Origin of the sequence: Centipeda noxia ATCC 43541 (genome assembly GCF_000160555.1) — a bacterium.
GTDB classification, from domain to species: domain Bacteria; phylum Bacillota; class Negativicutes; order Selenomonadales; family Selenomonadaceae; genus Centipeda; species Centipeda noxia.
In genome coordinates this window covers 260,161-285,334 of record NZ_GG749281.1, presented here as the reverse complement: position 1 = coordinate 285,334, position 25,174 = coordinate 260,161, and the positions used below count along the sequence as shown (strand labels likewise).

Genomic DNA, 25,174 nt, shown 5'->3' with positions numbered 1-25,174 from the left:
CGAAAAAATACGCTGCAATGGCAGTGCTGAATTTATCATTGCTTCCCCAGGACTTGCATTTCTCCTCCGTTCGTTGTATCATATCGATATAGAACAACGGAGGATACAATATGCAGATCTCAAGCCGCTTTACCATCGCCATCCATATCCTCATCTGTGTCGACCTCTATAGTGCGGACGCACCTGCGACCAGTGAGTCGCTCGCCGGGAGCATCGGCGTGCATCCCGTCGTCATCCGCCGCATCCTCGGTCAGCTCCGCCGCGCGGGGCTCATCACCGTGGCGCGCGGCCGCGAGGGGGGCGCCCACATCGTACGCCCGCTCGGTGAGATCACCCTCGCCGACATCTTTCGCGCCGTCGAGAGCATCGGCAGCGATACGCTCTTCAGCTTCCACGAAAATCCAAACCCTGCCTGCCCTGTCGGGCGGAACATCCACAATGTGCTTGACGGTCATCTTGCGCAAATACAGCGCGCGATGGAGCACTCGATGGAGCAGACCACACTCGCCGACGTGATCGCAGAGACGCGCGAGCGGGTAGGGGAAGAAGCATAGAGGACCTCGATCGGACATCACCCAGGGAGTACACTCCGTTCGGCACAGTTTTTTGTCCTGTCGCGGAGGTCGGCCGCACGCATCGAAGGACGATGGGACGAAAGGCCGGCAAAACAGGGCGAAAAAGATGCCTCGAATGAAAAGGAGTTTGCTGCATGAAGTGGGTATCCCACATCGTCCTCACCGGAACCATTGCCTATGCCGTCACCGCGGATCCGCTCCCGGCTGCCGCTGCATGCGTCGGTGCCGTCCTCCCGGACAAGATCGAGGGAACGCCCGGCAGCGTCGGCTGGAACACCTGGCGCAGCCGCCACCGCGGCTGGTCGCACTGGCCCATGCTCTATCTTGCCCTGCTCGGCGCACTCACGCATGCAGGCGCGTACTTCTTCTACGACGCAGCGTTCTTCTCCGCTCTCACCTGGCTGCTCCTCGGCGCACTGTGCCACATCGCAGAGGACGCCGTCTGCGGGAAGGTCCCGGCTCTTTTCCCCACGCAGAAGATCGGCATCCGCCTCTTCACCGTCGGCTCGCTCCGTGAGTATCTGTTTGTGTTGTTTTGTATTGTTGCTGTATATGCAGCGCAGTATATCATCCATTCATACAACTAAATTTTGCATACAAAAAGCGCCGTTATGGGAGATCGTCCCCATAACGGCGCTTTTGATTGGTCTCAGTGATTTGCCATCTCGTAGATCGCGATCGCATCCGCGCAGGTCAGCGGATGGAACACGCCGAGGCGGACGGTATCGTTCGCAGTCGCCGCCCGCGCAATATCCTCGATCGCGCCCTTTGTGAGCGTGCCGATCTCGGCGAGCCCCGCAAGGCTCGTCGGCATCTCGATGGAGGCAAAGAACTCCTCCATGCAGCGGATGCCCGCGCGCGCACGTTCCTCGTCCGTCCCCGCATCAATGCCGAAGATCGCTCCGGCGAACTGCGCAAAGCGCGCGGCGTCGTACCGATAGACATGACGTGCCCACGATCCCCAGAGCGCCGTGAGCGTCATCGCATGGGTTGCGTCAAAGCGCGCAGACAGCTCATGTCCGAGTTTGTGTACGGAGAAGTCCTTGCGCCGCCCGAGCTCGGTGAAGTTGCTGTGCGATACGCTGCCGCACCACATGAGCTCGCTCATCGCATCGTAGTCCTTGCGGCTGACGAGCAGGCGCTGCACGGACTCCATCACCGTTCGGATGAGCGCCTCGGCAACGCGGTCCGTGAATACGTTTGTCTCCTTCACATCGGTGAAATAGCGCTCCATCGTATGCATCATGATATCGGATGCACCCGCCGCGATCTGCTCGCGCGGGAGGGTGAAGGCCAGTTCCGGATTCATAAAGGCGAACACCGCACGGTTGAGCGGGGAGTTCAGCCCGATTTTGCGCCCCGTATCCTCATTCGTGAGCACAGCCGAGTCGCTCGTCTCGCTGCCTGCGGCGGGGATCGTGAGAACGGAGCCGAACGGTGTCGTCTTGGTGATCTCCGTCTTGCGCGTCCAGATGTCCCAGATGTCGACGGTAGGATTTGCGATGCCGTGGGCCACCGCCTTTGCCGAGTCGATGACGCTGCCGCCGCCGACCGCAAGGACAAAGTTCACATCCGCCGCCAGCCCCTCGCGGATCGCCTCACGGACAAAGGAGACGCGCGGGTTCGGCTGAATGCCTCCGATAACGAGGAAGGCAAGCCCCTGCGAGGTCAGATCCTCCTCGATGCGCGAGAGCAGCCCCGAGCGGAGCACGCTGCCGCCGCCGTAGAGAACGAGGATACGGCTCGCACCGAACGCGCGCAGCTTCTCAGCGGCTGCATGCTCCGCGCCCCGCCCGAAGACGATCTCCGTCGGGCAATGATAGATAAAGCTTTGCATAAGGAATCCTCCTCCGTATCTTTGCGCAATGACTTACATTCATTATATCAGAAAAATACGAAAATAAAATAGAAAAGAGCCGCGTCTGCGGCTCTTTTTTGCGGATGGATACGAATCCTCTATTCCTCTGCGACAAAATTGACCGGCACGGAGGTGAGGTCAGTCTCCATGCGGCGGCAGGTGACGCCCGCCGAGGCGAGCATACGCTTGGACGCCTTCGTGCTGTCGGTCGCCGCGTACTTGTCCGAGAGGTAGACGACCTCGCGGATGCCGCTCTGGATGATCGCCTTGCAGCACTCGTTGCAGGGGAAGAGCGAGACATAGATGCGGCAGCCCTTGAGCGACGTGCTCGCGTTGAGGATCGCGTTCAGCTCGGCATGCACGACGTAGGGGTATTTCTGATCGGCAAAGTCGCCCGTCCGCCCCCACGGATAGACGCTGTCGTCGCAGCCGTTCGGCATGCCGTTGTAGCCGACGCCGACGATGTGCTTGTCCTCATTCACAATGCACGCGCCGACCTGCGTGTGCGGATCCTTGCTCCGGTAGGCAGAGAAGATCGCTACGCCCATAAAGTATTCGTCCCAGGAGATAATCATCTTCGTTTCCTCTCCGTATCGCACTGCGGACAAGAAAATCCGCCCTGCGCTTCAACAACAGGCGGATATCCTTCCCTCATGTTATGGGGCGGCCGGCGGTGCGGCAGCCCCTTTTCTCCGCTCATTTTACGTCACTCGATATATTTCGTCAAGCATCACACCACATCGACGCGCAGCACGCCGTCAACTTGACGGAGTGCGTCGATGATGAAAGCGCGCCGCAGGCTCTCGCTGTTGTACACCTCAAAGTTGAGGTAGACCCGCCGTTCGCCGCCCGTCTCCGCCTCGTCCTCATCGGTCTTTACCTTGACGCCGCGCGCGCGCAGGTGCAGATCCTCGATGCAGGCGCTGATGCGCATGATCTGCCCCGGCCGGTCGAGGGTATAGATGGAGAGTGCGAGGATGCGGTCGTGATCGACCCACATATCAAGCCGCGAAAGGTTCCAGAGGATGAGGAAGACGACGCCGGTCGTCACCCCCGCGCCGAGATAGAACCCCGCCCCGACGGCGAGCCCGACACCTGCAACGACCCAGAGCGTCGCCGCCGTTGTGAGGCCCGTGACGGTCAGGCCCTCCTTCATGATCGCACCGGCGCCGAGAAAGCCGATGCCGCTGACAACCTGCGCCGCAAGCCGTGCGGGATCGGCGTTCGTCTTGCCCTCGACGTTGTCGTAGAGCGCCTGCGACAGGAGCATGATGAGGCACGCACCGAGCGCAACGAGCATATTCGTCCGCAGACCTGCCGACTTGTGCCGCATCTGCCGCTCGTAGCCGATGATGCCGCCCATGATGCAGGAGAGCACGAGCCGCAGGCAGACTTCCCATTCTTGCATAGGTAAAGATTCCTTTCCGAATAGATAAATTATGAAAAATCAATACTTCATCATAAGTTATCCCCAGTTGTGCAAAACCCTGTGGAAAAATTTGTTTCAAAATCCGAGAATTCCTTTATCCACATATCTTTGCACAGTGTGCATAATTTTTCCGAACGGTTTTCCGATTTCTGTGGATAATGTGGATAAAGTAGTGGATAACCCCATATGTAGCATGAAATTTTCATCTCATTCTATATTTTGTGCGCAGGAGTGGGGAACTTGTCCACAGCCTCGCGTGGATATCCGACTCTTTCTTCTTTCGTCCACTGTGCATAGGGATGTGTTATGAGTGCAGAATTATAGTAGCGGCTCTCGCCTGTTACTTCGGCCTCTGCCCACGGCGGAAGCGTCACCTCCGCATCAGCCGAGGGCAGCTCCACCTCTGCGATGATGAGACCGTCGTTCGCGCCGTGGAATACGTCGATCTCCCAGCGCCGCCCTGCGGCCGTCTCGACATAGCGCGTCTTTTCGATGCGCGGCGCCTCGCAGAGCGCGAGCAGTTCGCGCGCATCGGGGAGCGGGATCGCATACTCGTATTCGGCGCGCACGGCGCCGCGGTTCTCTCCCTTGATCGTCAGGAATCCGCGGCTCCCCGCGATGCGAACCCGCACCGTCCGCTTCGGATCGCGCGAGAGATAGCCCTGTGCGATCTCCGTTCCGCTGCCGCTCGGCCGAAAATCGCCGCGCACCTTGAATTTTCGTTCGATTTCCACCCCCATGGAGCCCACTCCTCTCTGTATTCTTATCGAAGTATACCTTGCATATTCCGCCCGTTTGCTATATATTATGTGGTACTGAACGGATGAACATGCGATTTGTTTCCCAGCGGGACAAATTGATGCTCTTCATTGTATCAGTGCTTCCTCAAGAACGCAACCGCGCGGCGCTGAATACATGCGTCCGCATCCGGCAGGTAGGGAATATGCCGACAAAGGGAGGAAAGGACCGATCCCGCATTGACGAAACTACCACCTAAGAAATTATCATCGAAACCGAAGAAAAGAGTCTGGCCATATGTCGTGCTCGGCACGATTTTCATCTTTGTTCTGGCGGCCATCGCGGGCGCATTTTTCGCCCAAAGCAGTCTGCTCGACCGGGCAAAGACAACGGAACAAAAGGAGGAACTGCTCACCGCAAAGGACAAAGCGACCATCATGATCATGGGCGTGGATGAGCGCAGCGACGATGTCGGGCGCAGCGACACGCTGATGGTCGCGACCATCGACCCGGCGCGCAAGGAGGCTGCGCTTCTCTCCATCCCGCGCGACACGCGCGTCGCGATCCCGCGCAACGGCTACGACAAGATCAACGCAGCTTATGCCTACGGCGGCGAGCAGCTAACGCAGCGGACGGTCGAGGATTTCCTCGGCATCCGCATCGATCACTATATCATCGTCAACATCCACGCTTTTCAAAAGATCGTCGACGCCATCGGCGGCATCGATATCGACGTGGAGAAGCGGATGTACTACGAGGATCCGTGGGATGACGACGGGGGACTCATCATCGACCTGCGCCCCGGCATGCAGCATATGGACGGCAAGACCGCCGTCACCTACGTGCGCTACCGTGACGAGGAGGGCGATATCGGCCGCGTCAAGCGCCAGCAGAAATTCATGCGCGCCTGCATGGACGCGGTGACAACGCCCGCCATCCTGCCGCGTCTGCCGGGCATTATCGCAAGCGTCATCGACAGCGTCAAGACGGACCTCAGTGTCCGCCAGATGCTCGAGTTCATCGGCACGCTGAAGGAATCGCAGGCGAAGGGCCTCCGGACCGAGATGGTCCCCGGCCGGCCGCTCTACATCAATGAGATCAGCTACTGGATCCCCGACATGGGCCAGCTGCGCCGCTCGATGGTCGACCTCCTCGGCGTCACTCTCACCGCGAATGAGCGCAGCCGCATGGAACGTGCCGTACGCGAGTACGAGGACTCCATCCCCGCCGATGCGGCCGAGATCCCCGCGGGCGACACCTCCGTCGGACGCGCCGTCAGCTCCGACGAAGCGCGCAGCCGCAGGGACGACAAAGACGGGGACGAGGAGCGCGGCCGCTCGGGCACATCCTCTGAGCGCCGCTCCGGCAGCGACCGCGCGCGGACAGGCGATACGAATGCATCTTCGCCGCCCCGCAGCTCGGGTGCCGGGACATCCTCCGACACGAGCAGGCGGCACGCGAGCACCCGCCAGAACGATGCCCCCGCCGCACAGAGCGGCAGGACGGGCGGTTCCGATGGGGCGCCGACCCGCGGCGGCGGCTCTGCAGGCAAGCAGGAGTGATAGGTTCCTCCTGCCGCCGCCTACACCAGCTTTCCCAAACATTATATATATGGACAGCGCGCACAGCGCCGCCGTCCGACAAAGAGCAGCGGGAAACGCCTGAGCGATTCCCCGGAGAAAGGAAGATTCATCATGGCAAGTAAATTTGACGCAGAGGCACTCGAGCTCCACAAGAGCCATCACGGCAAGCTGGCAACCGTCCCGACCGTGCCCCTCGGCTCGCGCGACGACCTCAGCCGCGCCTACACGCCGGGTGTCGCGGCGCCGTGCCTTGCAATCAAGGAGAAGCCCGAGACCATCTACGACTACACAACGAAGGGCAACATGGTCGCCGTCGTCACGAACGGCACCGCCGTCCTCGGTCTCGGCAACATCGGCGCGGGCGCAGGACTTCCTGTCATGGAGGGCAAATCCATTCTCTTCAAGGGCTTCGCCGGCGTCGACTCCGTTCCCGTCTGCGTGGACAGCCCGAAGGTCGAGGACGTCGTCAAGGTCTGCCAGCTCATCGCGCCGACCTACGGCGGCATCAATCTCGAGGACATCAAGGCGCCGCAGTGCTTTGACATCGAGAACGAGCTGAAGAAGACGCTCGACATCCCCGTCTTCCACGACGACCAGCACGGCACGGCGATTGTCGTTGTCTCTGCCCTGCTCAACGCATACAAGTACCTCGACCGCGACCTGAAGACCGCGAAGATCGTCATCAACGGCGCAGGCGCTGCGGGTCAGGCCATCGCACGCCTCCTCTTCGCCTACGGCGCAAAGACCGTCGTCCTCTGCGACACCACCGGTGCCATCTACGAGGGCCGCAAGGAGAACATGAACCCGTACAAGGAGAGCATCGCCAAGGTCTCCAACCTCCAGAAGGAGCACGGCACGCTCGCCGAGGTCGTCAAGGGCAAGGACATCTTCATCGGCGTCTCCGCACCTGGCAGCCTCACACAGGACATGATCCGGACCATGAGCCCCGCGCCCGTCGTCATGGCGATGGCGAACCCCGTGCCCGAGATTCTGCCGGACGAGGCAAAGGCCGCGGGCGCACGCATCGTCTGCACCGGCCGCTCGGACTTCCCGAATCAGGTCAACAACCTGCTCGCCTTCCCGGGCATCTTCCGCGGCGCGCTCGACGTGCGTGCGAAGGAGATCAACGAGGAGATGAAGATCGCTGCTGCCGGTGCCATCGCATCCCTCATCCCGGAGTCTGAGCTCAACGAGACCAACATCATCGCGAGCCCGCTCGACCCGCGTGTCGCGCCGACCGTCGCCGCCGCCGTCGCAAAGGCAGCGCTCGACACCGGTGTCGCACGCCGCACCGACCTCACGCCCGAGGACGTCGCCGCACACACGCGCGAACTACTCGGAAACGCGGCACGCTGAGCCCATACAAAAACGAAAAAATGCCGCCGAAGGCAATGGATCCTTCGGCGGCATTTTTTTGTTCACCAGCAGCGCCTTTTTCTGTGTCTGCGATAGGCACACCTGCTCCCACTTCGTCAAGCACGCGCGAATCGCTCCCAGATCTCCCGATAGGCGTGCTCCACATCGCGCACATAGCCGCGCGCATCGGTCAGCGGCGCGCGTCCGAGAATCGCACGCAGATTCCTCCGCAGGATGCGCAGCGTGTCGGGCGCAGAGGCGAGGGCCGCCGCGATCCGCACGTAGTCCTCGGGCGACGCGGCGATGAGCTCGGGCAGGTTCGCATTGGCGAGCAGGCTCTCTCCGAAGCACGCTCCGTGGCTCGTCCCGCGGAGCGTCACAACCGGCACGCCCATCGCGAGCGCCTCACAGGTCGTGATGCCGCCCGTATAGGGGAAGGTATCGAGCGCAATATCCACATCCGCGTACTCTGAGAGATGCGCGCGGCTGAACCCGCGCATCTCTGTGCGCTCCATCGGAATGCCCGCGCGCGCAAAACGTTCCGCTGCGATCTCCCGCCCCTCGGCGCTGTCAAAGAGTTTGCTCTTGACGAGGAGACGCGCTCCGGGCACAGCATCCAGCACGCGCTGCCAGAGTGCGAGCACCTCGTCCGTCGCCTTGCTGAAATTATTGAAGCTGCCGAACGTTGCACAGCCGCGCCGCTCCATCGGCAGCGGGGCGACATCGGGCAGATCCGCGCGCAGCGTATAGCAAAAGTGGCTGTGCGGCAGGCGGATGATCTCCTCCGTAAAGGATTCGTCCGCCGCGCCTGCAGGGTCCACATACACATCCGAGAGCATGTAGTCTACGGCAGGCAGTCCCGTCGTATTGAAATAGCCGATGCCCGTCACCTGCACCGGTGCGGGCTTATGCGCGAGCACGGGCAGGCAGTTGTCCTGCGTATGCCCCGCCAGATCGACGAGAATATCGATCTCGTCGCGCCGCACGAGCGCTGCCGCCTCCTCTGCCGTCATGCCGCGGATATTCCGCCATGCATCGGCTGCTGCGCGCAGCCGCCGGGAGGTTTCGTCCGCGGCGCAGTTCGCATAGCAGTACACCGAGAATGCCGTACGGTCAAAGAACTGCAGGAGCGGCTGCAGCAGCGTCGCCACCGGATGCGTGCGCAGATCGGGCGAGATATAGCCGATGCGGATGCGGTCGTGCCCGCGCACGACGTCCTCCGGAGAGGAGAGAGGCAGCACATCGGCGTAAAGAGCGGCATATCCGCGCGCAAGCCCCGCATACGCCGCGCGCCGATGCGCCGGCAGATAGTTTGCGGCAAAGAGCGCATTGCTGTACTCGACGGCCTTTTTTTCCCGCTCCGTCTCGAGCTGGCTGGAGGAGAGGAACGCCGCGACGGCGTCCTCGACTGCGCCCGCGCGGCTCAGCGCGGCGCCGAGGAGACTGTATGCGCTCGCGAGAAAGACCGTGCAGTAGGCGCGGCTCTCTTCCTCTGCGGCGATGCGCTCCTTCAGCCGGGCGATCAGTGCATGGAGATGCGCGATCTCCGCTTGGATCTTTCCCTCCGCGCGGTCGATGTAGATCTCCTGCCGCGCTGCTCCCGCATGCGCCGGATTTATCGTGCGGATGCGGGCAATCTCTGCACGCGCCTCCGCATAGGAGCCGCATGCAGTCAGGGCGGCCGCACGGATATAGCGCATCTCCGCATCCTCGGGCAGAGCCGCGAGCAGCTCCCGTGCTACCTCCGCCGCACGCACATATTCCTTTGCCTCGTAGAGCTCGTTTGCACGCAGCAGAATCGCCTGCCGCAGCTCCTGCATATCCTCCACATCGTCCCTCCTCTTTGGCGTTCCTCCGCTGTTTATTCGACGAGCGTACGCAGAATCCCTTTTCGCATGCCCTTCCATACGGCGCTGCACGCCCCAAGATTGTCCGAAAAAGAGCGGCTGGATGCCAACGATATTGCCTGCTGTCGACAGCAAATGAAAGAGGGCCGAAAATTTACGCCAATATTTTGTGGCAGAATGAGGCAGCCCCTCTCAAAACATAGACTTTTCCCCGCGAAAATGCTATAATTATCATGTTCTATTGTGAAATAAACACGGAGAGGTGACATTTTGGATTTGGATTTTGGACAGGGGCGCGTCGTCCCGGTCAATCTCGAACACGAGATGAAGAACTCGTACATCGACTACGCGATGAGCGTCATCGTCGCACGCGCGCTGCCCGATGTGCGCGACGGCCTGAAGCCGGTGCACCGCCGCATCCTCTACGCGATGCAGGGCTCCGGCATGACGAGCAGCAAGCCGTACAAGAAGTCGGCGCGCATCGTCGGTGAAGTGCTCGGTAAATATCACCCGCACGGCGACAGCTCCGTCTACGACGCCATCGTCCGCATGGCGCAGGATTTCTCCATGCGCTACATGCTCGCGGACGGACACGGCAACTTTGGCTCCGTTGACGGCGACTCGGCCGCGGCCATGCGCTACACCGAGGTGCGCATGTCGAAGATCGCCGAGCTCATGCTGCGCGATATTGACAAGGAGACCGTCGACTTCGTCGACAACTACGACGGCTCGGAGAAGGAGCCGTCCGTGCTCCCGGCGAAGTTCCCGCAGCTCCTCGTCAACGGCACCGCGGGCATCGCCGTCGGCATGGCGACCAACATCCCGCCGCACAACATGGTCGAGGTCATCAACGGCACGCTGATGCTCATCGACAATCCCGAGACCACCATCGAGGAACTCATGGGCGTCATCAAAGGCCCCGATTTCCCAACTGCGGGCCTCATCCTCGGCACCGAGGAGATCCGCAAGGCGTATACGACCGGCCGCGGCGTCATCAAAATGCGCGCACGCGCCCACATCGAGACGATGAGCAGCGGGAAGCCGCGCATCCTCGTCACGGAGCTCCCGTATCAGGTCAACAAGGCGCGTCTCATCGAGAAGATCGCCGAGCTCGTCCGCGACAAGCAGATCGACGGCATCACGGATCTGCGCGATGAGTCCGACCGCAGCGGCATGCGCATCGTCATCGAGCTGCGCCGCGACAGCGCGCCGAACGTCATCCTCAACCAGCTGTACAAGCACACGCAGCTGCAGGACAGCTTCGGCGTCATCATGCTCGCCCTCGTCGACGGCCAGCCCGTCATCATGAACCTCAAACAGATCCTCGGTCACTACATCAGCCACCAGGAGAACGTCATCACGCGGCGCACGCAGTACGAGCTCGCAAAGGCCGAGGCGCGCGCCCATATCCTCGAGGGACTCACCATCGCCCTCGATCATCTGGACGCTGTCATCACGACCATCCGTGAGAGCCGCACGGCAGACATTGCACGCACGGCCCTCATGGACGGCTTCAAACTCACCGAGAAACAGGCACAGGCTATTCTCGATCTGCGTCTCCAGCGCCTCACGGGCCTCGAGCGCGAAAAGATCGAGGAGGAGTACCAGGAAGTGCTGCGGATGATTGAGGAGCTGAAGGGCATCCTCGCCGACCGCATGAAAGTCCTCGCCATCATCAAGGACGAGCTCATCGAGGTGCGCGACAAGTACGGCGACGAGCGCCGCACCGAGATCACCTTCGATGCGAGCGAGATGGACATCACCGACCTCATCGCCGAGGAGGACGTCGTCGTCACCCTCACCATGAGCAACTACATCAAGCGCATTCCGCTCGACACCTACCGCCGGCAGCGGCGCGGAGGTGTCGGGGTCAAGGGCATGGGGACGAAGGAGACCGACATCGTCAGCGACCTCCTCATCACCACGACGCACCATGACATCCTCTTCTTTACCAACCGCGGGCGCGTCTTCGTCCTCAAGGCGTACGAGATCCCCGAGAGCGGCCGCCAGGCGAAGGGAACAGCCATCATCAACCTCCTCGCCGTTGAGGCGGACGAGCGCATCACTGCCGTCATCCAGGTGCGCGAATTCAAACCTGACCGCTTCCTCTTCCTCGGCACGAAGCGCGGCGTTGTGAAAAAGACCCCGCTCGCCGAATTTGCAAACATCCGCAAGAGCGGCCTGAAGGCCGTCAACCTCGACGAGGAGGACGAGCTCATCGGCGTGAAGTTCACCGACGGCGAGAACCGCATCATGCTCGGCACGCGCCTGGGCAAGGCGATCGCCTTCCCCGAGAGCGGCGTGCGCTCCATGGGACGCGTCACGCGCGGCGTACGCGGCATCATGCTCGCCGACGGAGATGAAGTCGTCGCGATGGATATTCTAAAGAGCGACTCCGAAGTGCTCACCGTCACCGAGGGCGGCTACGGCAAGCGCACCGCAGCGGGGGAATACCGTACGCAGACCCGCGGCGGCAAGGGCCTCATCAACATGAAGGTCACCGAGAAGACCGGTCCCGTCGTCGGCATCCGCGTCGTACGCGAGGATCAGGAGCTCATGCTCATCACCACCGAGGGCATCGTCATCCGCACCTCCGTCAACGAAATCTCGCGCATCAGCCGCAACACGCAGGGCGTCCGGCTCATGACCATCGCCGAGAACGACCGCGTCGCATCAATGGCGACGATGAACCGCATCGTCGACACACCGAGCGAGTAAATAAATCTGCATACAAAGCGCTCTGTTTCTCATCAGGAGAAACAGAGCGCTTTTTTGTGCAAATTTTATTCCACGCGAATTTTAAAAATCCCCTTTTTCAGCGGAGCGGGCGCGTCCGTCATCACGCCGGAGCGGTGCACATCCTCCGGAAAGCAGATGAGAAAGTCGCCGGGGCGCATCACCGCAGCGGATGCTGCGTCGCCCTCGGCGGGCGTGAAATCCCTGTCCTTCTCATAGGCGCCCGTCTGCATGCGCTCAATCGGGCTGACATCGATGCGCTCCGTTCCCTCAGCGAGAACATGGATATCGATATAGGAGCGGTGCGCCTCCCAGATCTTCTCCTCAGAGGGTCCTGTTGTATAGTGCGCGATGTTCACATAGAGCGCATCCCCGTCGATCTCATTGCGCCCCGTCGGGAGCGCTGCGAGATCGTGCGTCCGCGCGAAGGAGAGCGCCTTCTGTATGGCGGGAGGCAGGAATGCATAGGTCTTTTCGTGATGGATGCTGCCGTAGATCATTGTTTTTCTCTCCATTTCGAAGTAATTTATTTATTTTATTTTCTATTTATAATAAAATATTATTTATTTTTCCCTATTGTTTTTATTTTACGGATCAATGCACATGGAATCATCGATGCTTAGAATATAACACCATCGAGGACAAATCACAATTGTTTTCGTAAGATATTTTACAAGCAAAACTGCCATACGGACGGCTCTCCGCATGGCAGTTCCTCTTTAAAATTACAGCAGCTCCCGCAAGACCTCTTCGATATGCCCGTCCAGTGCGATGTTCCGGCCGCGAATCTCATCGGGGACATATGCCCCCAGATTGATTGCCGCAAGCGTCACATCCGCGCGCGCCGCCGTCATGCGCCAGAACGGATACTTGATGATGCCGGGCGTATTCGCCCCGACCCCGAGCTCGAGGAGGAGCATCCGCCGTCCCTCACTGCGCACGAGCCAGTCCTCATAGCGCGCAGCAGCGGCATGCCAGCCTGCATCCTCCACGAAGGATGCATCCGCGCGCAGATTCGTCGTCATCTCTGTGCCGTCGTCCGGGCAGTACGGGATGAGATACGCCGGCACCTCCATCAAAGGCACACCGTCCTCCGGCAGGAGAAGTGCTCCGTTCGGCGCAAATGTGAATCCCTGCGCCCTGAGCATCGCGCGTACCTGTTCCTCGTTGTCATACGTCCTTCCTGCCGATGCGCCCGCAGGCCTGCTGCTCTGAAAGAGCCCGAAATCTCCCTGCGTATAGAAGAGACGCTCCTTGTCAAATCCCGTGCGCTGAAAGGCATGATCGACATTCGTCGTGAGGACGAAATAATCTCGCCCCGCAGCGAGGCGGAGCAGGTTCGGATAGACATCGCTCTCCGGTATCGGCGCGTAGCGGTTGATGTAGATGCTCCGGCTCCACCAGGCCCAGAACAGTCCGCGCGTCGGGAACGGGTAGAATCCGCCCGTGTAGATGTCATTGATGCCGAAGCGCTCATGAAAATCCGAAAAATATTTTAAAAACCGCGCCCCGCCGTATTCGTAGCCGGCCGCCGCCGACAATCCTGCACCCGCGCCGATGAGAATGCATTCGGCAGAGGCGAGGGCGTTTTTCAGTTTCGCAATGCCTTCTTTCATGACAGCAGTCTTTCGTAAATCATGCGGTCCTCGTCTTTGAAGACGTTGAATACCACGCGTTCCATTGATTTATTCTGCGCGAGAAACGCCCGCACCTCGCGTACGGCGATCTCAGCCGCTTCTTTGTTTGGAAAATGAAACTCTCCGGTTGAGATGCAGCAAAAGACGATGCTCCTGAGGCCATGCTCCGCCGCGAGATGCAGGCAGGAGCGATAGCAGGAGGCAAGGAGCTCCCTGTGTTCATCCGTCAGAGCTCCGCTGACGATCGGTCCGACCGTATGGATGACGTGGCGCGCAGGGAGATTGTACCCCTGCGTGATCTTCGCCGTGCCCGTCTCCTCCGGATGTCCCTGACGCTCCATGAGCGCGGCGCATTCCGCGCGCAGCTGCAGACCCGCCGCACTGTGAATCGCGTTGTCGATGCAGCGGTGGCAGGGGATGAAGCAGCCGAGGAGAGCCGCGTTCGCCGCGTTGACAATCGCATCCGCAGAGAGGCGCGTGATGTCACCCTGCCAGAGGGTAATGCGCTCATCCGATGGGGCGGTGGACAGTGCCGTCACATCGATGACGCCGCGCTCCTCCCGCTCTGCGGCGAGCAGTTCATCCTGCAGGCGCACGAACTCCTCTGTGAGCGGCAGGGGAGGACGGACATTCATGAGCGCACGCAGCAGATTCCGCTGCGCTGCCTCCGTCTCTCCGACCCCCGCCGCCTGCCCGCGATACTCCGGCATCTCAGCGAGGAGCATCGCATTCAGCCTTTGAATGAGAGCAAGGGACATCGAACCACTTCCTTCATAGATTTTTGATCACATTTACGCCTGCACGAGAGACACGCGCTCACCGATATGAGTCCCACTCTCGATCAGGTCGGCCATCCCGAGTGCATAGTCCGCATAGCTGATGATACTCTCGCCCGCCGCGCTCAGCGTCAGCTCCTCGCCGCCGAGGATATACCTGCCCGTCTTTGCCCCGCCGGCACGGAAGTCCGCTGCGGGGCTCACAAAGACCCACTTCGCATCCGTGCGGGAGCGGAGCGCCGCCAGCTCCTCCGTCTGCGCCTTCGCCAGCGCATAGAACTCCGCCGGGAATTCCGGGGTATCGAGCAGCTGCACACGGTGCTCCGGATCGACATAGAGACTGCCCGCACCGCCGACAATATAGAGACGCGTCTTCGTACCCGCGACGAGATCCGCGAGATGCTGGCTTGTCTTTGTGTGCAGCGGCAGCATCTCCGGCGTATACGCGCCGAACCCGTCCACGACCGCATCAAATCCTGCCAGATCATCCTTCGTCAGGTCCATGATGTCCTTCTGTACGAAATTCTTTGCTGCACTTTTGTTCTCGCTGCGTGCAAATGCCGTCACCTCATGTCCGCGCGCGATCAGTTCGCTGATGACTGCACGGCTTGCCTTCCCGTTCGATGCTGCAACTGCGATTTTCATATGAAATACCTCCATAAACATTTAGTAATTATCTCGATTACAAAATGAGTATAGCATATAAAAATCATAATTTCAATAGGTACAATAATTTTTTTGAAAAAAGAAAAAGGACGCTGTCCTAAGTCAACGCCCTCAAAAGAAATGAGATTACAAACTCGAAATTGACGAAATGCGCAGATCGTCGCCCGCCTGCTCAAATGTGATGACAAGATCCTGCGTGAAGTGCGCGGTCAGCGTATTGCCGTCCCAATCGTACGGCGTGCGGTTCCACAGGAGGAACGCCTCGGCAAAGATGCGATGATCGACCTCGTACTGCTCGAGGCACTGCGTCAGAAGAGAGACGAAACGCGGAAAATCGACGGGCGCAAAGACCTCCTCCGGCACGCCGCCGACCGCAACAAAAATCGCACCTCCCTCATGCGGACAACGGTAGTAGGCAAAATGATCCGCAATCCCGCAGGCTGCAATGGAGAGGTTGTGTCCATTAAATGTATCGTTCAGATCGAACTCTGCTGCTGTCAGAGCCTCCAGATGCCATTCCTCGCCGTATGCCTTTGTCTCATTGGCAAGACGGATGATCTCGTCGGGGAAATGATTGATGTTTTCCCATCCCCAGAGCCATGTGCCGCTCGACTTGGATACACTTCCAATGAACTGAATCGGATACTCCCGCATGCCGAAGAATATAACGCCGCGCCCAAGGTCAATGTTCCAATTCTCATTCTGCACCACAAGCTCGCCGCAGGCATTCTGGACGCACATCATCTTGCCGAGGCACGCAGAAAAAACATCACGCCAGTCGCTCCGATCCACCGAAAGCCGATCAAAAAATTTCTTCATATCCATTTTTCTTCAAAAAAGGGAATCTGTTTGCATGACAGATTCCCTTATCTTTAAATATCCAGATTGCGCACGAGACGTGCATTCTCCTCGATGAACTGACGGCGCGGCTCGACCTTGTCGCCCATGAGGATGGTGAAGAGCTCGTCCGCCGCTTCCGCATCCTCCGCTCCGACCTGCAGCATGGTGCGGCCCTCGGGATTCATCGTGGTCTCCCAGAGCTGCTCGGGGTTCATCTCGCCGAGACCCTTGTAGCGCTGGATGGTCACGCCGTCGCGCCCGATCTCATCGAGCTTCTTTGCCTGCTCCTCGTCGGAGTAGGTGTAGAAATGCTTCTTGTCCTTGCGGATCTGATAGAGCGGCGGCTGCGCGATATAGACGTGTCCGTGATCGACGAGCGGCTTCATGTAGCGGTAGAAGAACGTGAGGAGCAGCGTGCGGATATGCGCGCCGTCAACGTCCGCATCCGTCATGATGATGATCTTGCTGTAACGCCGCTTCGAGAGGTCGAACTCCTCGCCGATGCCCGTGCCGAACGCCGTGATCATCGTACGGATCTCAGCGTTTGCAAAGATCTTGTCAAGGCGCGCCTTCTCGACGTTGAGAATCTTGCCGCGCAGGGGCAGGATCGCCTGGAACCTGCGGTCGCGTCCCTGCTTGGCCGAGCCGCCCGCGGAGTCGCCCTCGACGATGTATATCTCGCACTGATCGGGGTCCTTCACGGAGCAGTCGGCGAGCTTGCCCGGCAGGCTCGAGACCTCGAGTGCATTCTTGCGCCGCGTGAGCTCACGCGCCTTGCGCGCTGCCTCGCGTGCGCGCGATGCCATGAGGCCCTTTTCGAGCACCTTCTTCGTAATGGCAGGGTTTTCCTCAAAGTATTCGGTGAGTCCCTCGGTGACGATGGAGTCCACGATGCCGCGCACCTCGGAGTTGCCGAGCTTCGTCTTGGTCTGGCCCTCGAACTGCGGCTCACGCACCTTCAGGCTGATGACGCAGGTGAGACCCTCGCGCACATCCTCGCCGGAGAGGTTGCCGTCCTTGTCCTTGAGCACGCTCAGACGGCGGGCAAAGTCGTTCGCTGCGCGTGTGAGGGCGATCTTGAAGCCCGCAAGATGCGTGCCGCCTTCCTCGGTATTGATGTTGTTGACAAAGCTGTATATATTTTCCTGATAGCTGTCGTTGTACTGCATCGCGATCTCGACGACCGTATCGTCCTTGACCCCGTTGAAGTAGATCGGCTCCTCGTTGATCGTCTCCTTCTTGCGGTTGAGGTGGGAAACGAAGGAGCGGATGCCGCCCTCAAAATGGAACGTCTCACGGCGTTCCTCCTCGCCTCGCTCATCCACGAGCGTGATCGTAATGCCGTGGTTGAGGAAGGCGAGTTCGCGCAGGCGGTGTTTCAGCGTCTCAAAGCTGTACGTGGTAACGGTGAAGATCTCCGGATCCGGGACAAAATGCACGCGCGTGCCCGTGGTCTCGGATATGCCGATCTCATGCAGCTTATTCACTGTCACGCCGCGCGTAAAGGAAATCTCATAGATCTTTCCGTCACGGCGCACCTCGACCTCCATCGAGGAGGAGAGGGCGTTTACGACCGAGACGCCGACGCCGTGGAGACCGCCAGAGACCTTGTAGCCGTCGCCGCCGAATTTGCCGCCCGCATGGAGAACAGTGAGCACGACCTCGACTGCAGGCATGCCGCTCTCGTGCATATCAACGGGAATGCCGCGGCCGTTGTCCGTGACGGTGATGCTGTTGTCCTTATGGATCACAACCTCGACGTTGTCGCAGTAGCCCGCAAGCGCCTCGTCAATGGAGTTGTCAACAACTTCATAAACAAGATGATGCAGTCCGCGCTCGGAGGTCGATCCGATGTACATACCCGGGCGCTTGCGAACAGCCTCAAGGCCCTCGAGCACCTGGATCTGTCCCGCGCCGTAGTCAGCATCGACTGCAGTGACCTCGTCCCCCATCTCCTCCGTGCCGATCGCAACACCCGTGAGATCGGGGATGTCCGCCATCTCAGCGGCTTCTTTTGCCTCCTCCGGCGTGAGCGGACGAATCTCCGCCTGCTCCTCGTTTGCATTCAGGTCGATCTTCTTTGCCATCATTTCCTCCTTGGAGATGTTATTTTTTTCGCTGTCGGCTCTACGCGAATGATCTCGCAGTTATTATCTTTCAACATATCAGCGCAAAATTCTCTAAGAAATGGGATATCCTCCGTTATCATATCCCATACCTTCGAAAAATCCACCGCTGTATCATATCCATGTGCAAAGATATTGCGTTGGCCTTTGATCTGTTTCCATGGAATCTCTTTCGTCTTTTTCAAAAAATCATCCGAAAGGTGACGAGAAATCTCCCCGATCGCTTCTAAATTGATTGAGACATTCCCCTGATAAATGTGGTTGTCCATGAAAAGACTTCGATTCCCGCCAAAATACGATATGGTATCCAGAATGCGATCACAGTGCTTGACGATATGTTGGAGGATCTGTACATCCTTCTCTCTTACTGTCATAGATCAGTATCTCATCCCTTTCCACATATTTCTTGAAGATTTTATACTCCTCCGGGATTCTTGTAATCATATCGACTTCTTTGCCCAGAACTTCTTCGAGGTCTGCATAAAGACCTCCAAGTTCAAGAAACCTCATTTCCTTAGCTGTCTTGACATAAAAGTCTACATCGCTGTCCTCGCGCGCCTCACCGCGTGCATACGAGCCGAAGAGCCATACCTTTTCGACCTTGTATTTCTCGCAAATGGGGCGGATTTTATCACGGATTTCATCAATACTGAGGATCATCGGAAACGCCCCTTTCGTTATGATTTCTTCTTTGCCCTGCGCTGCTTCATTTCTTCCCAGAATTCGCGCGTGGTGATGAGCTCATTGCGCAGTTCCCAAAAGGTACTCCGGATCTTCTTCGGCGTGACCTCCTCGGGGGGAAGTCCGCGGTGCAGCATGGTGAGCATGCGTGCATTCTCGCTGTCCTGCTCTGTATATGCCGTCTCGCCAGCAATCCGGCGGATGAGGTCGGCGCGCTCGCTGCCGAGCATGAGCGCGTCGCAGGAGGGAATCCGCCGGACGATGTCCGCAAGCTTGATCCACGGCTCCCGGCGCAGAATGGCGCGCACCTCGCGCCGTACGCTGCGCTCCTCGCTGCGGCGGCAATCAAGGCAGATCCCCTGGACCAGCCGTCCGCAAATGGGGCAGGGAGTAAATCCGCGCTGCTCCTTGAGCCGCCGTGCCTTGCGCATATTTTGATAGGCACGCTGAATGGAGGAGGCTAGTTTCTCATCCTCCACAGATGCCGCCAGCGCAGAGCCATGCGCGATCTCCTCGTCCGTAAGCCCCGTCTGCACGAGAGCACGGGCATAGTCCGCAGGCATCTCCTCATCACCCCTGTCCCCGGCAGGGACGATCGGCAGACGCGCCGACCGTGCAAAGGCAATTTCACGGATCATGCGCCCGCCGGCGAAGTTGTTGACGCGCTGGACGATCTCGGGCGCGCTCATGCGCATCTCATTCTTCCAGACGGCATCGGGCGCATAGAGGTAGAGCTTACTGTCCTTGACATAGACCGCACGCACGCGGCGCGCAACCATCTCACCCATGATGTCCGCCCAGTGCGCGAGCGTCAGATGCGAAATATAACCACGCTCAAAGGAGGGACCGAGCCGATGAATCGCTGCGCGCACATCATCGTCTGCAGCCGCCGTACCAAGCGTTGTGCGCATCGCTTTCCCTCCTAATCCTCCAAAACCTGTCCCGCCTGCACATGGCGGTACGTCCCCATGCGCTCAGCGGGAAAATACGCCGCATCCGTCGCGGTGATAAACGTCTGGATGCGCTCGCACCGGATGAAATCGAGAAGCGCCCTGCGCCGATCGGCATCCAGCTCGCTCATCACATCATCGAGCAGGAGAATCGGCGCCTCGCTCGTCTTCTCCCGCAGGTAGAAGAGCTCTGCGATCTTAAGCGCCAGCGCGCCTGTGCGCTGCTGTCCCTGCGAACCGTAACTGCGGAGGCTCATACCGTCAACGCGCAGAACGAGATCATCCAAATGCGGACCCGTTCCCGTCGCGGCGCGCACAATATCGCGCGCGCGATTTTCTATAAGCATCTCATTATACCACAGTTCGAGCCGCTGCGCCATGCCCTCTTTCGCCCCTGGAACATCCTCGTCCGCGCCTGCGATCTCATAGGAGAGGGTCAGCTCCTCGCCGTCCGCGAGCACCGCCTGCACGCGCGTGGAAAGCGCACCGAGATCCGCAACCGCCGCGATGCGCCGCGTCACGATCCATGCGGCACTGCGCGCAAGCTGCGCATCCCACGGAAGGAGCGCATCCACAGGCGCGAGCCGCTCGCGGATGTCCTTCAGAACAGCGCCCCTCTGGCGCAGGATGTGCGTATAGCGCAAAAGCTCGCCGTAGTAGGCAGGACTTGCCTGCGAGAGCTCCGCATCCAGATAGCGGCGGCGCAGCGCGGGCGCTCCCTTAACGAGGAAAAGATCCTCCGGGGAGAAGAGCACCATCGGCAGAATGCCGACGAGGTCGCGCTGACGGAGATTCTCTCCGGCGTACTCGATGCGCCGCCGCGCGCCGCGCTGAAAGGTAAAAGAAAGTTCCCTCGGCACATCGTGCCGCACAAAGCGCAGACCGATATGCGCCCCGTCGTCGCCCATACGAATAAGCTCCGCATCGCTGGATGTGCGATGGGAGCGTCCGAATGCGGCGTAGTAGAGCGCCTCAATGATATTCGTCTTGCCCTGCGCGTTCGCCCCGAGAAAGATCTGTGCCCCGTCGTCAAAACCGAGCGCAAGATCCTCATAATTCCGATACGAACGCAGAGAGAGCTCTGTTATCTGCATCTGTCAAATCCGTACAACGCGGTAGACCCCGATGCCGTCCACCGCAACCACATCGCCGGACACAAGCTTGCGCCGGCGCGCCGTCTCCGGCTCTCCATTGCGCAGTATCCCCCCGCCTGAGAGAAGCTCCTTTACCATGCCGCCGCTCGGCACGGCACCGGCAAGTTTGAGAAACTGATCAAGCTGAATAAAATCCGTACGAATCTCTATATCTGTCAACTCAGTGTGTCCTCACCGGCGTTACAACGTAAATATAATTTGGATCAGCTTCCTCCCGGATCGTCATCGGAGAAAGATTCACGCCCTGCTCGTTCGATCCCTGGAGGGAAAGAATGCAGGTATCGCTGTCAAGCGACTTCAACGCATCCATGAGATAGGATGCGTTGAACGCGATCGTCACATCATCGCCTGTGACCTCCGCCGGAATCGTCTCCTCGGCCTCGCCGATCTCCGGGCTGTTCGAGGAGATGCGCATCAATCCCTGCGTAAAGGAGAGCTTTACAATATTATACTGATCCGCACGCGCAATGAGCGAAGCGCGGTCGACGGCAGATGCGAACGACGCGGCGTCGAGGGTTACCTTCGTGCGGATATTCTCCTCGCGCGGGATAACGCGGCGGTAGTCGGGGAATGTTCCCTCGATCAGGCGCGCAGTCATATAGATGCTGCCTGAGGACATGCTGACCTGATTGTAGGAGCATGTGACATGAATGTCGGCGGGAACCTCGCTGCTGATGGTGCGCGTGACTTCCTCGAGGAACTTTGCCGGGATGATGACGCGGATCTGTCCGGCATCCTCTTCGAGCTGTTCGCTTTTGACTGCAAGGCGGTGGACATTCGTCGCGGCAAAGGTGATTTCCTTCCCCTCAACCTCGAGCTGGCAGCCCGTGAAGATCGGACGGCGGTCACGCTGCTCCTCACGCAGACAGGCAAATGCAGATTTTTTGACAAGACGCGCAAGAGTACGGTCTTTAATAGTAAAGTGCAGCGTTCCGTCCATATGGTGAAGTACAGGAAAATCACTGATCTCCATTGTCCGCAGGGTGAAGCGGGCAGCGCCTGATTGGATGACGGCAAGGCCGTCGGCAGAATCCGTATCGATGGAGACTTCCTCTGCCGGCAGTTTGCGCGCGAACTCAGTGAGATACTTTCCGGGCAGCACTGCTGTGCCCGTATTGTGGATCTCGGCAGGGATGGTGAGGATAAAGCCGAGCTCATAGTTGGTAGTCTGGAGTTCGAGCTGTCCTTCTTTTGCCGTCATGTAGATGCCCGAAAGGATCGGCGTCTGCGGTTTGGTGGAGAGACCTTTGCTGACGATCTGCAGTGCAGAGATGAGGTCGTTCTTGGCAAGTGAGATGTTCATGGGCGTTCCTTTCCGATGGGAGAGTTTGCTGTTTTTCTATGATTGCGTGTTGTAAATAAATATAGTAACGGTAGTAGTAGGGACTGTGGATTTGTGGAAAAGAAGGAAGAGCTCGGATGGGACGCGGCTGTTCCTGTGGATAAAACGGGTGCATTTGTCACGCGGTTATCCACAGTTTGCACAGACGAAGGAGGAAAGACTTATTATCCACAAAGCGTCCACATGAAATTCTGCGCGCTGTGCACAGCGATTTCCACAGGGAGGGGGGAAGAGAGGGCTTATATTCCTCGGATCTGGATGCTCAGCGACTTGACGAGCGCGTCGGTCGCTGCATCCTCGCTTGTGAGGCTCTGAATCTTCTTGTGTGCGTGGATGACGGTCGAGTGGTCGCGGTTGAAGAAGCCGCCGATCGTCGGCCACGATACGTCTGTGAGTTCGTGGCAGAGGTACATGGCGATCTGACGCGGATAGGCGATGTCGTTGCTGCGCTTGGTGGAGCGGATGTCTTCGCTCGTCACTTTGAAATGCGTGCAGACGATGCGCTCGATCATCTCCATCGTGATGCGCCGTCCTGTCTCTCCGCGCAGATAGTTGCCGAGCGCGGCGACGCAGGTCGTCTCGTCGATCGGCATGCGCATGGTTGAGGCGTATTTGATGAGGCGCGTGAGTGCGCCCTCGAGTTCGCGGATGTTGCTGTCGACGCGGCTCGCGATGTAGGTGACCACATCCTCGGGGATGTCGACCTCCTCGGACTGTGCTTTTTTCTGCAGGATCGCCACGCGCGTTTCGAACTCCGGCGGCTGGATGTCCACCGGTGCGCCGCCGGCAAAGCGCGAGATGAGGCGGTCCTCGAGTCCCTTGACGTCCTGCGGCTGGCGGTCCGAGGTCAGGATGATCTGGCTGCCGTTGTCGCGCAGCTTGTTGAACGTCTGGAAGAACTCGGTCTGCGTCTGCTCCTGCCCGGCGAAGAACTGGATGTCGTCGATCAGCAGGACGTCGATACTGTAATATTTCTCACGGAACGCGTCCATGTTCTTCTCGCGGATCGAGCGGATGAATTCGTTCGTAAAATCCGTGCTCGCGATGTAGAGGACGCGCCGGTCCGGATGGTCGGCGAGAATCTTGTGGCCGACCGCGTGCATGAGATGCGTCTTGCCGAGCCCCACGCCGCCGTAAATAAAGAGCGGATTGTGCGAGGGGAGGCCCGGCGCGTCGGCGACTGCCTTTGCCATCGCGTAGGGGAACTGGTTGGAGCGTCCCGTGACGAAGGCGTCGAAGGTGTACTTCGGATTGAGCGTTGTCGCGTCATCGGGCGCAGCGGCGTGTGTGTCGCTCGGCGTCGGCGTCAGCGGGAGACTGCCCTGCGCCGGCGTGTCGGCGCTCTGCTTCGGCTCTTCTTTTGTCGGTGCGGGCTCCGGCCTCAATATGGACTCCTTTGCCGGTTCCGCCTTCTTTGCATCGACCACGAGACGGATCGTGTAGTCTGCGCCGAGCGCCTGGTGCACTGCATCGCCGAGGAGGGCGAGATAGCGCGGCTCAATGTACTGCTTTGTGAACGTGTCTCGGACCGCGAGGACGAGTTCGCCGTTTTCCAGTGCGACGGGCATGATGCGGGAGATCCATTGATTTACGGCGTCCTTTGGCAGAATGCCATCCGTCTTTGCGAGGACCTTTTGCCACAGGGGTTCGAGCGGGAGATTCTTTTCTACGGCCATGGGGGTGCGTCCCTTCAAAAAAATTTTTATGTATGCAGATATTTTCCTTATCCACAGTGTTATTCACAGATGTGGATAACTTTATCGGCGAAAAAACGCAGATATTGTGTGCGGGAACAAAATTGTACACGATTTTTTCACAGGTTTTCCACAATGCACAGGGAATATTTTAGCAAAAAAAAGACGACTTATCAACAGGGGCTTTTGGTTCATCCGCCGAAAAAAACGCGGAAATAGCGCGTGCGCGCCTTGACAGTAGAGGTTTTCTTCGTCTATAATGACCCCTAGTGAAATCATATAAAAGAAGTTGCCGCTCGGCGGCACATACCGCGACTGTGCGCGGTAGAAAAGGAGGTGACGAGAGGTGAAGAGAACATTTCAGCCCAACAATCATTGGAGAAAAAAGACACATGGATTCCGTGAACGCATGAAGACGAAAGGCGGCCGCCTCGTACTCAAGAGAAGGCGTCAGCGCGGAAGAAAGAAACTTTCGGCGTAATTTCGCTGGACTTTGAGCAGGAGGTCACCGCGGGTGACCTCTTTTTTAACGATATGGAAAAAAAGAGATACACGCTGCCGCGCGCGAAGATCATTAAGCGGCGGAGCGATTTTCAGAATGTCTATCAAAACGGCGCGGTTGTGCCGGGGCGGGGAATGATCCTCTACGTTCTGCGCGATCCGCGCGTTGCGGGCAAAGTCGGCTTTGCCGCCGGGAAAAAACTCGGCTGCGCCGCCGTGCGCAGCCGCACGAAGCGTCTCCTGCGCGAGGCATATCGCCATATGCAGCATGAGCTGCGCACGGACGTCGGGATCCTCCTCATCGGGCGCGCGGGGCTCGCCGCATGCAAAATGCAGGATGCGGCCGCAGAGCTGCGCCGCCTTGCGCGCCGCGCAAAGATCTTTGGAGAGGGGAGCGCTGCACCCCGCACGGGGGAGCACCGATGAAGCGGCTGCTCCTTCTTCTGATTCATTTTTACCGCAGCGGCGTCTCCCCGCTTATGCCGCCGCACTGCCGCTATTATCCAACCTGCTCGGCCTACGCGGCGGAGGCGATCGAACGATACGGCGCTTGGCGCGGCGGGTGGATGGCGCTCAGGCGCATTCTGCGATGTCATCCGTTTCATCGGGGCGGCTACGATCCCGTACCGTAATGTTATCTTCCGATCTTGCACGAACACATAAACAAGCTGCTTTCCGCGTGGAA

The 25,174-nt window shown here is 59.1% G+C and carries 26 protein-coding genes; 8 read left to right on the top strand and 18 right to left on the bottom strand.

The genetic code is table 11. The features are described from left to right. Positions 1 to 110 precede the first annotated feature (110 nt). Both HMPREF7545_RS08275 and HMPREF7545_RS08270 read left to right on the top strand, forming a co-directional pair. Positions 111 to 554, top strand: coding sequence for an Rrf2 family transcriptional regulator (locus HMPREF7545_RS08275; RefSeq protein WP_006695276.1), 444 nt, complete (start codon positions 111 to 113; stop codon positions 552 to 554). A 155-nt stretch (positions 555 to 709) separates the two neighbouring features. Then, entirely contained in the window at positions 710 to 1,162 is a 453-nt protein-coding gene (locus HMPREF7545_RS08270) for a metal-dependent hydrolase (RefSeq protein ID WP_006695275.1), read from the top strand. Positions 1,163 to 1,224: 62 nt separating this feature from the next. On the opposite strand, the gene HMPREF7545_RS08265 is transcribed toward HMPREF7545_RS08270, so the two are convergent. The 4 genes from HMPREF7545_RS08265 to HMPREF7545_RS08250 form a co-directional block, all read right to left on the bottom strand. After that, positions 1,225 to 2,412 carry an iron-containing alcohol dehydrogenase gene (locus HMPREF7545_RS08265; RefSeq protein ID WP_006695274.1) on the bottom strand — a complete coding sequence of 396 codons (1,188 nt, stop codon included), beginning with the start codon at positions 2,410 to 2,412 and terminating at the stop codon, positions 1,225 to 1,227. 119 nt (positions 2,413 to 2,531) lie between these two features. Continuing rightward, positions 2,532 to 3,008: a deoxycytidylate deaminase gene (locus HMPREF7545_RS08260; protein WP_006695273.1), complete on the bottom strand. Its 477-nt coding sequence runs from the start codon at positions 3,006 to 3,008 to the stop codon at positions 2,532 to 2,534. A 155-nt stretch (positions 3,009 to 3,163) separates the two neighbouring features. After that, complete coding sequence (locus HMPREF7545_RS08255; RefSeq protein ID WP_006695272.1) at positions 3,164 to 3,841, bottom strand: MgtC/SapB family protein; 678 nt, start codon at positions 3,839 to 3,841, stop codon at positions 3,164 to 3,166. A 233-nt stretch (positions 3,842 to 4,074) separates the two neighbouring features. Further along, entirely contained in the window at positions 4,075 to 4,602 is a 528-nt protein-coding gene (locus HMPREF7545_RS08250; RefSeq protein WP_006695271.1) for a CYTH domain-containing protein, read from the bottom strand. A gap of 237 nt (positions 4,603 to 4,839) precedes the next feature. Here HMPREF7545_RS08250 and HMPREF7545_RS08245 point away from each other — a divergent pair, with 237 nt between their 5' ends. Further along, positions 4,840 to 6,162 carry an LCP family protein gene (locus HMPREF7545_RS08245; protein WP_006696475.1) on the top strand — a complete coding sequence of 441 codons (1,323 nt, stop codon included), beginning with the start codon at positions 4,840 to 4,842 and terminating at the stop codon, positions 6,160 to 6,162. A gap of 132 nt (positions 6,163 to 6,294) precedes the next feature. Then, the gene (locus tag HMPREF7545_RS08240; protein ID WP_006695269.1) at positions 6,295 to 7,539 is read left to right on the top strand and encodes an NAD(P)-dependent malic enzyme; all 1,245 of its coding nucleotides are present in this window, start codon (positions 6,295 to 6,297) and stop codon (positions 7,537 to 7,539) included. A gap of 116 nt (positions 7,540 to 7,655) precedes the next feature. Here the strand turns inward: HMPREF7545_RS08240 and HMPREF7545_RS08235 are convergent, their stop codons facing one another. Further along, a complete protein-coding gene (locus tag HMPREF7545_RS08235) occupies positions 7,656 to 9,359 on the bottom strand; it encodes an O-linked N-acetylglucosamine transferase, SPINDLY family protein (RefSeq protein ID WP_428829625.1) in 1,704 nt (567 codons plus the stop codon). Positions 9,360 to 9,656: 297 nt separating this feature from the next. On the opposite strand from HMPREF7545_RS08235, the gene gyrA reads away from it, so the two are divergent. Further along, complete coding sequence (gyrA, locus tag HMPREF7545_RS08230) at positions 9,657 to 12,104, top strand: DNA gyrase subunit A (RefSeq protein WP_006695267.1); 2,448 nt, start codon at positions 9,657 to 9,659, stop codon at positions 12,102 to 12,104. 65 nt (positions 12,105 to 12,169) lie between these two features. Here gyrA and HMPREF7545_RS08225 read toward each other — a convergent pair whose 3' ends face one another. The 13 genes from HMPREF7545_RS08225 to dnaA all read right to left on the bottom strand — a co-directional run bounded on the left by HMPREF7545_RS08225 (position 12,170) and on the right by dnaA (position 23,970). Continuing rightward, complete coding sequence (locus tag HMPREF7545_RS08225) at positions 12,170 to 12,622, bottom strand: NanQ anomerase/TabA/YiaL family protein (RefSeq protein WP_040571324.1); 453 nt, start codon at positions 12,620 to 12,622, stop codon at positions 12,170 to 12,172. 225 nt (positions 12,623 to 12,847) lie between these two features. Further along, entirely contained in the window at positions 12,848 to 13,738 is an 891-nt protein-coding gene (locus HMPREF7545_RS08220) for an SIR2 family NAD-dependent protein deacylase (protein WP_006695264.1), read from the bottom strand. After that, positions 13,735 to 14,517: a protein-ADP-ribose hydrolase gene (locus HMPREF7545_RS08215; RefSeq protein WP_006695263.1), complete on the bottom strand. Its 783-nt coding sequence runs from the start codon at positions 14,515 to 14,517 to the stop codon at positions 13,735 to 13,737. The genes HMPREF7545_RS08220 and HMPREF7545_RS08215 overlap by 4 nt, the downstream gene beginning before the upstream one ends. 33 nt (positions 14,518 to 14,550) lie before the next feature. After that, positions 14,551 to 15,180, bottom strand: coding sequence for an NAD(P)-dependent oxidoreductase (locus HMPREF7545_RS08210; RefSeq protein WP_040571323.1), 630 nt, complete (start codon positions 15,178 to 15,180; stop codon positions 14,551 to 14,553). A gap of 147 nt (positions 15,181 to 15,327) precedes the next feature. Further along, positions 15,328 to 16,020: a DUF6882 domain-containing protein gene (locus tag HMPREF7545_RS08205; RefSeq protein ID WP_155812220.1), complete on the bottom strand. Its 693-nt coding sequence runs from the start codon at positions 16,018 to 16,020 to the stop codon at positions 15,328 to 15,330. Between the two features lie 53 nt (positions 16,021 to 16,073). Beyond that, complete coding sequence (gyrB, locus tag HMPREF7545_RS08200) at positions 16,074 to 18,128, bottom strand: DNA topoisomerase (ATP-hydrolyzing) subunit B (protein WP_040571322.1); 2,055 nt, start codon at positions 18,126 to 18,128, stop codon at positions 16,074 to 16,076. Then, entirely contained in the window at positions 18,128 to 18,541 is a 414-nt protein-coding gene (locus HMPREF7545_RS08195; RefSeq protein ID WP_050752693.1) for a HepT-like ribonuclease domain-containing protein, read from the bottom strand. The genes gyrB and HMPREF7545_RS08195 overlap by 1 nt, the downstream gene beginning before the upstream one ends. Further along, complete coding sequence (locus HMPREF7545_RS08190) at positions 18,486 to 18,827, bottom strand: nucleotidyltransferase family protein (RefSeq protein WP_006695256.1); 342 nt, start codon at positions 18,825 to 18,827, stop codon at positions 18,486 to 18,488. Before HMPREF7545_RS08190 ends, HMPREF7545_RS08195 begins: the two co-directional genes overlap by 56 nt. A gap of 17 nt (positions 18,828 to 18,844) precedes the next feature. After that, the gene (locus HMPREF7545_RS08185) at positions 18,845 to 19,759 is read right to left on the bottom strand and encodes a DciA family protein (protein WP_006695255.1); all 915 of its coding nucleotides are present in this window, start codon (positions 19,757 to 19,759) and stop codon (positions 18,845 to 18,847) included. 11 nt (positions 19,760 to 19,770) lie between these two features. After that, positions 19,771 to 20,892, bottom strand: a complete 1,122-nt coding sequence (recF, locus tag HMPREF7545_RS08180) for a DNA replication/repair protein RecF (RefSeq protein ID WP_006695254.1) — start codon at positions 20,890 to 20,892, stop codon at positions 19,771 to 19,773. Between the two features lie 3 nt (positions 20,893 to 20,895). Beyond that, positions 20,896 to 21,111, bottom strand: a complete 216-nt coding sequence (locus HMPREF7545_RS08175) for an RNA-binding S4 domain-containing protein (RefSeq protein WP_006695253.1) — start codon at positions 21,109 to 21,111, stop codon at positions 20,896 to 20,898. A gap of 1 nt (position 21,112) precedes the next feature. Then, positions 21,113 to 22,255, bottom strand: a complete 1,143-nt coding sequence (gene dnaN / locus HMPREF7545_RS08170; RefSeq protein WP_006695252.1) for a DNA polymerase III subunit beta — start codon at positions 22,253 to 22,255, stop codon at positions 21,113 to 21,115. A 278-nt stretch (positions 22,256 to 22,533) separates the two neighbouring features. Continuing rightward, positions 22,534 to 23,970, bottom strand: a complete 1,437-nt coding sequence (gene dnaA / locus HMPREF7545_RS08165) for a chromosomal replication initiator protein DnaA (protein ID WP_006695251.1) — start codon at positions 23,968 to 23,970, stop codon at positions 22,534 to 22,536. Positions 23,971 to 24,334: 364 nt separating this feature from the next. Between dnaA and rpmH the strand changes: the two genes are divergently transcribed. The 3 genes from rpmH to yidD are packed head-to-tail and all read left to right on the top strand — an operon-like array spanning position 24,335 to position 25,121. Next, a complete protein-coding gene (gene rpmH / locus HMPREF7545_RS08160) occupies positions 24,335 to 24,469 on the top strand; it encodes a 50S ribosomal protein L34 (RefSeq protein WP_006305399.1) in 135 nt (44 codons plus the stop codon). 53 nt (positions 24,470 to 24,522) lie between these two features. After that, on the top strand, positions 24,523 to 24,915 hold the full coding sequence (gene rnpA / locus HMPREF7545_RS08155; protein ID WP_006695249.1) for a ribonuclease P protein component: 393 nt from the start codon (positions 24,523 to 24,525) through the stop codon (positions 24,913 to 24,915). Further along, on the top strand, positions 24,912 to 25,121 hold the full coding sequence (yidD, locus tag HMPREF7545_RS08150) for a membrane protein insertion efficiency factor YidD (protein WP_006695248.1): 210 nt from the start codon (positions 24,912 to 24,914) through the stop codon (positions 25,119 to 25,121). Before rnpA ends, yidD begins: the two co-directional genes overlap by 4 nt. Positions 25,122 to 25,174 lie beyond the last annotated feature (53 nt).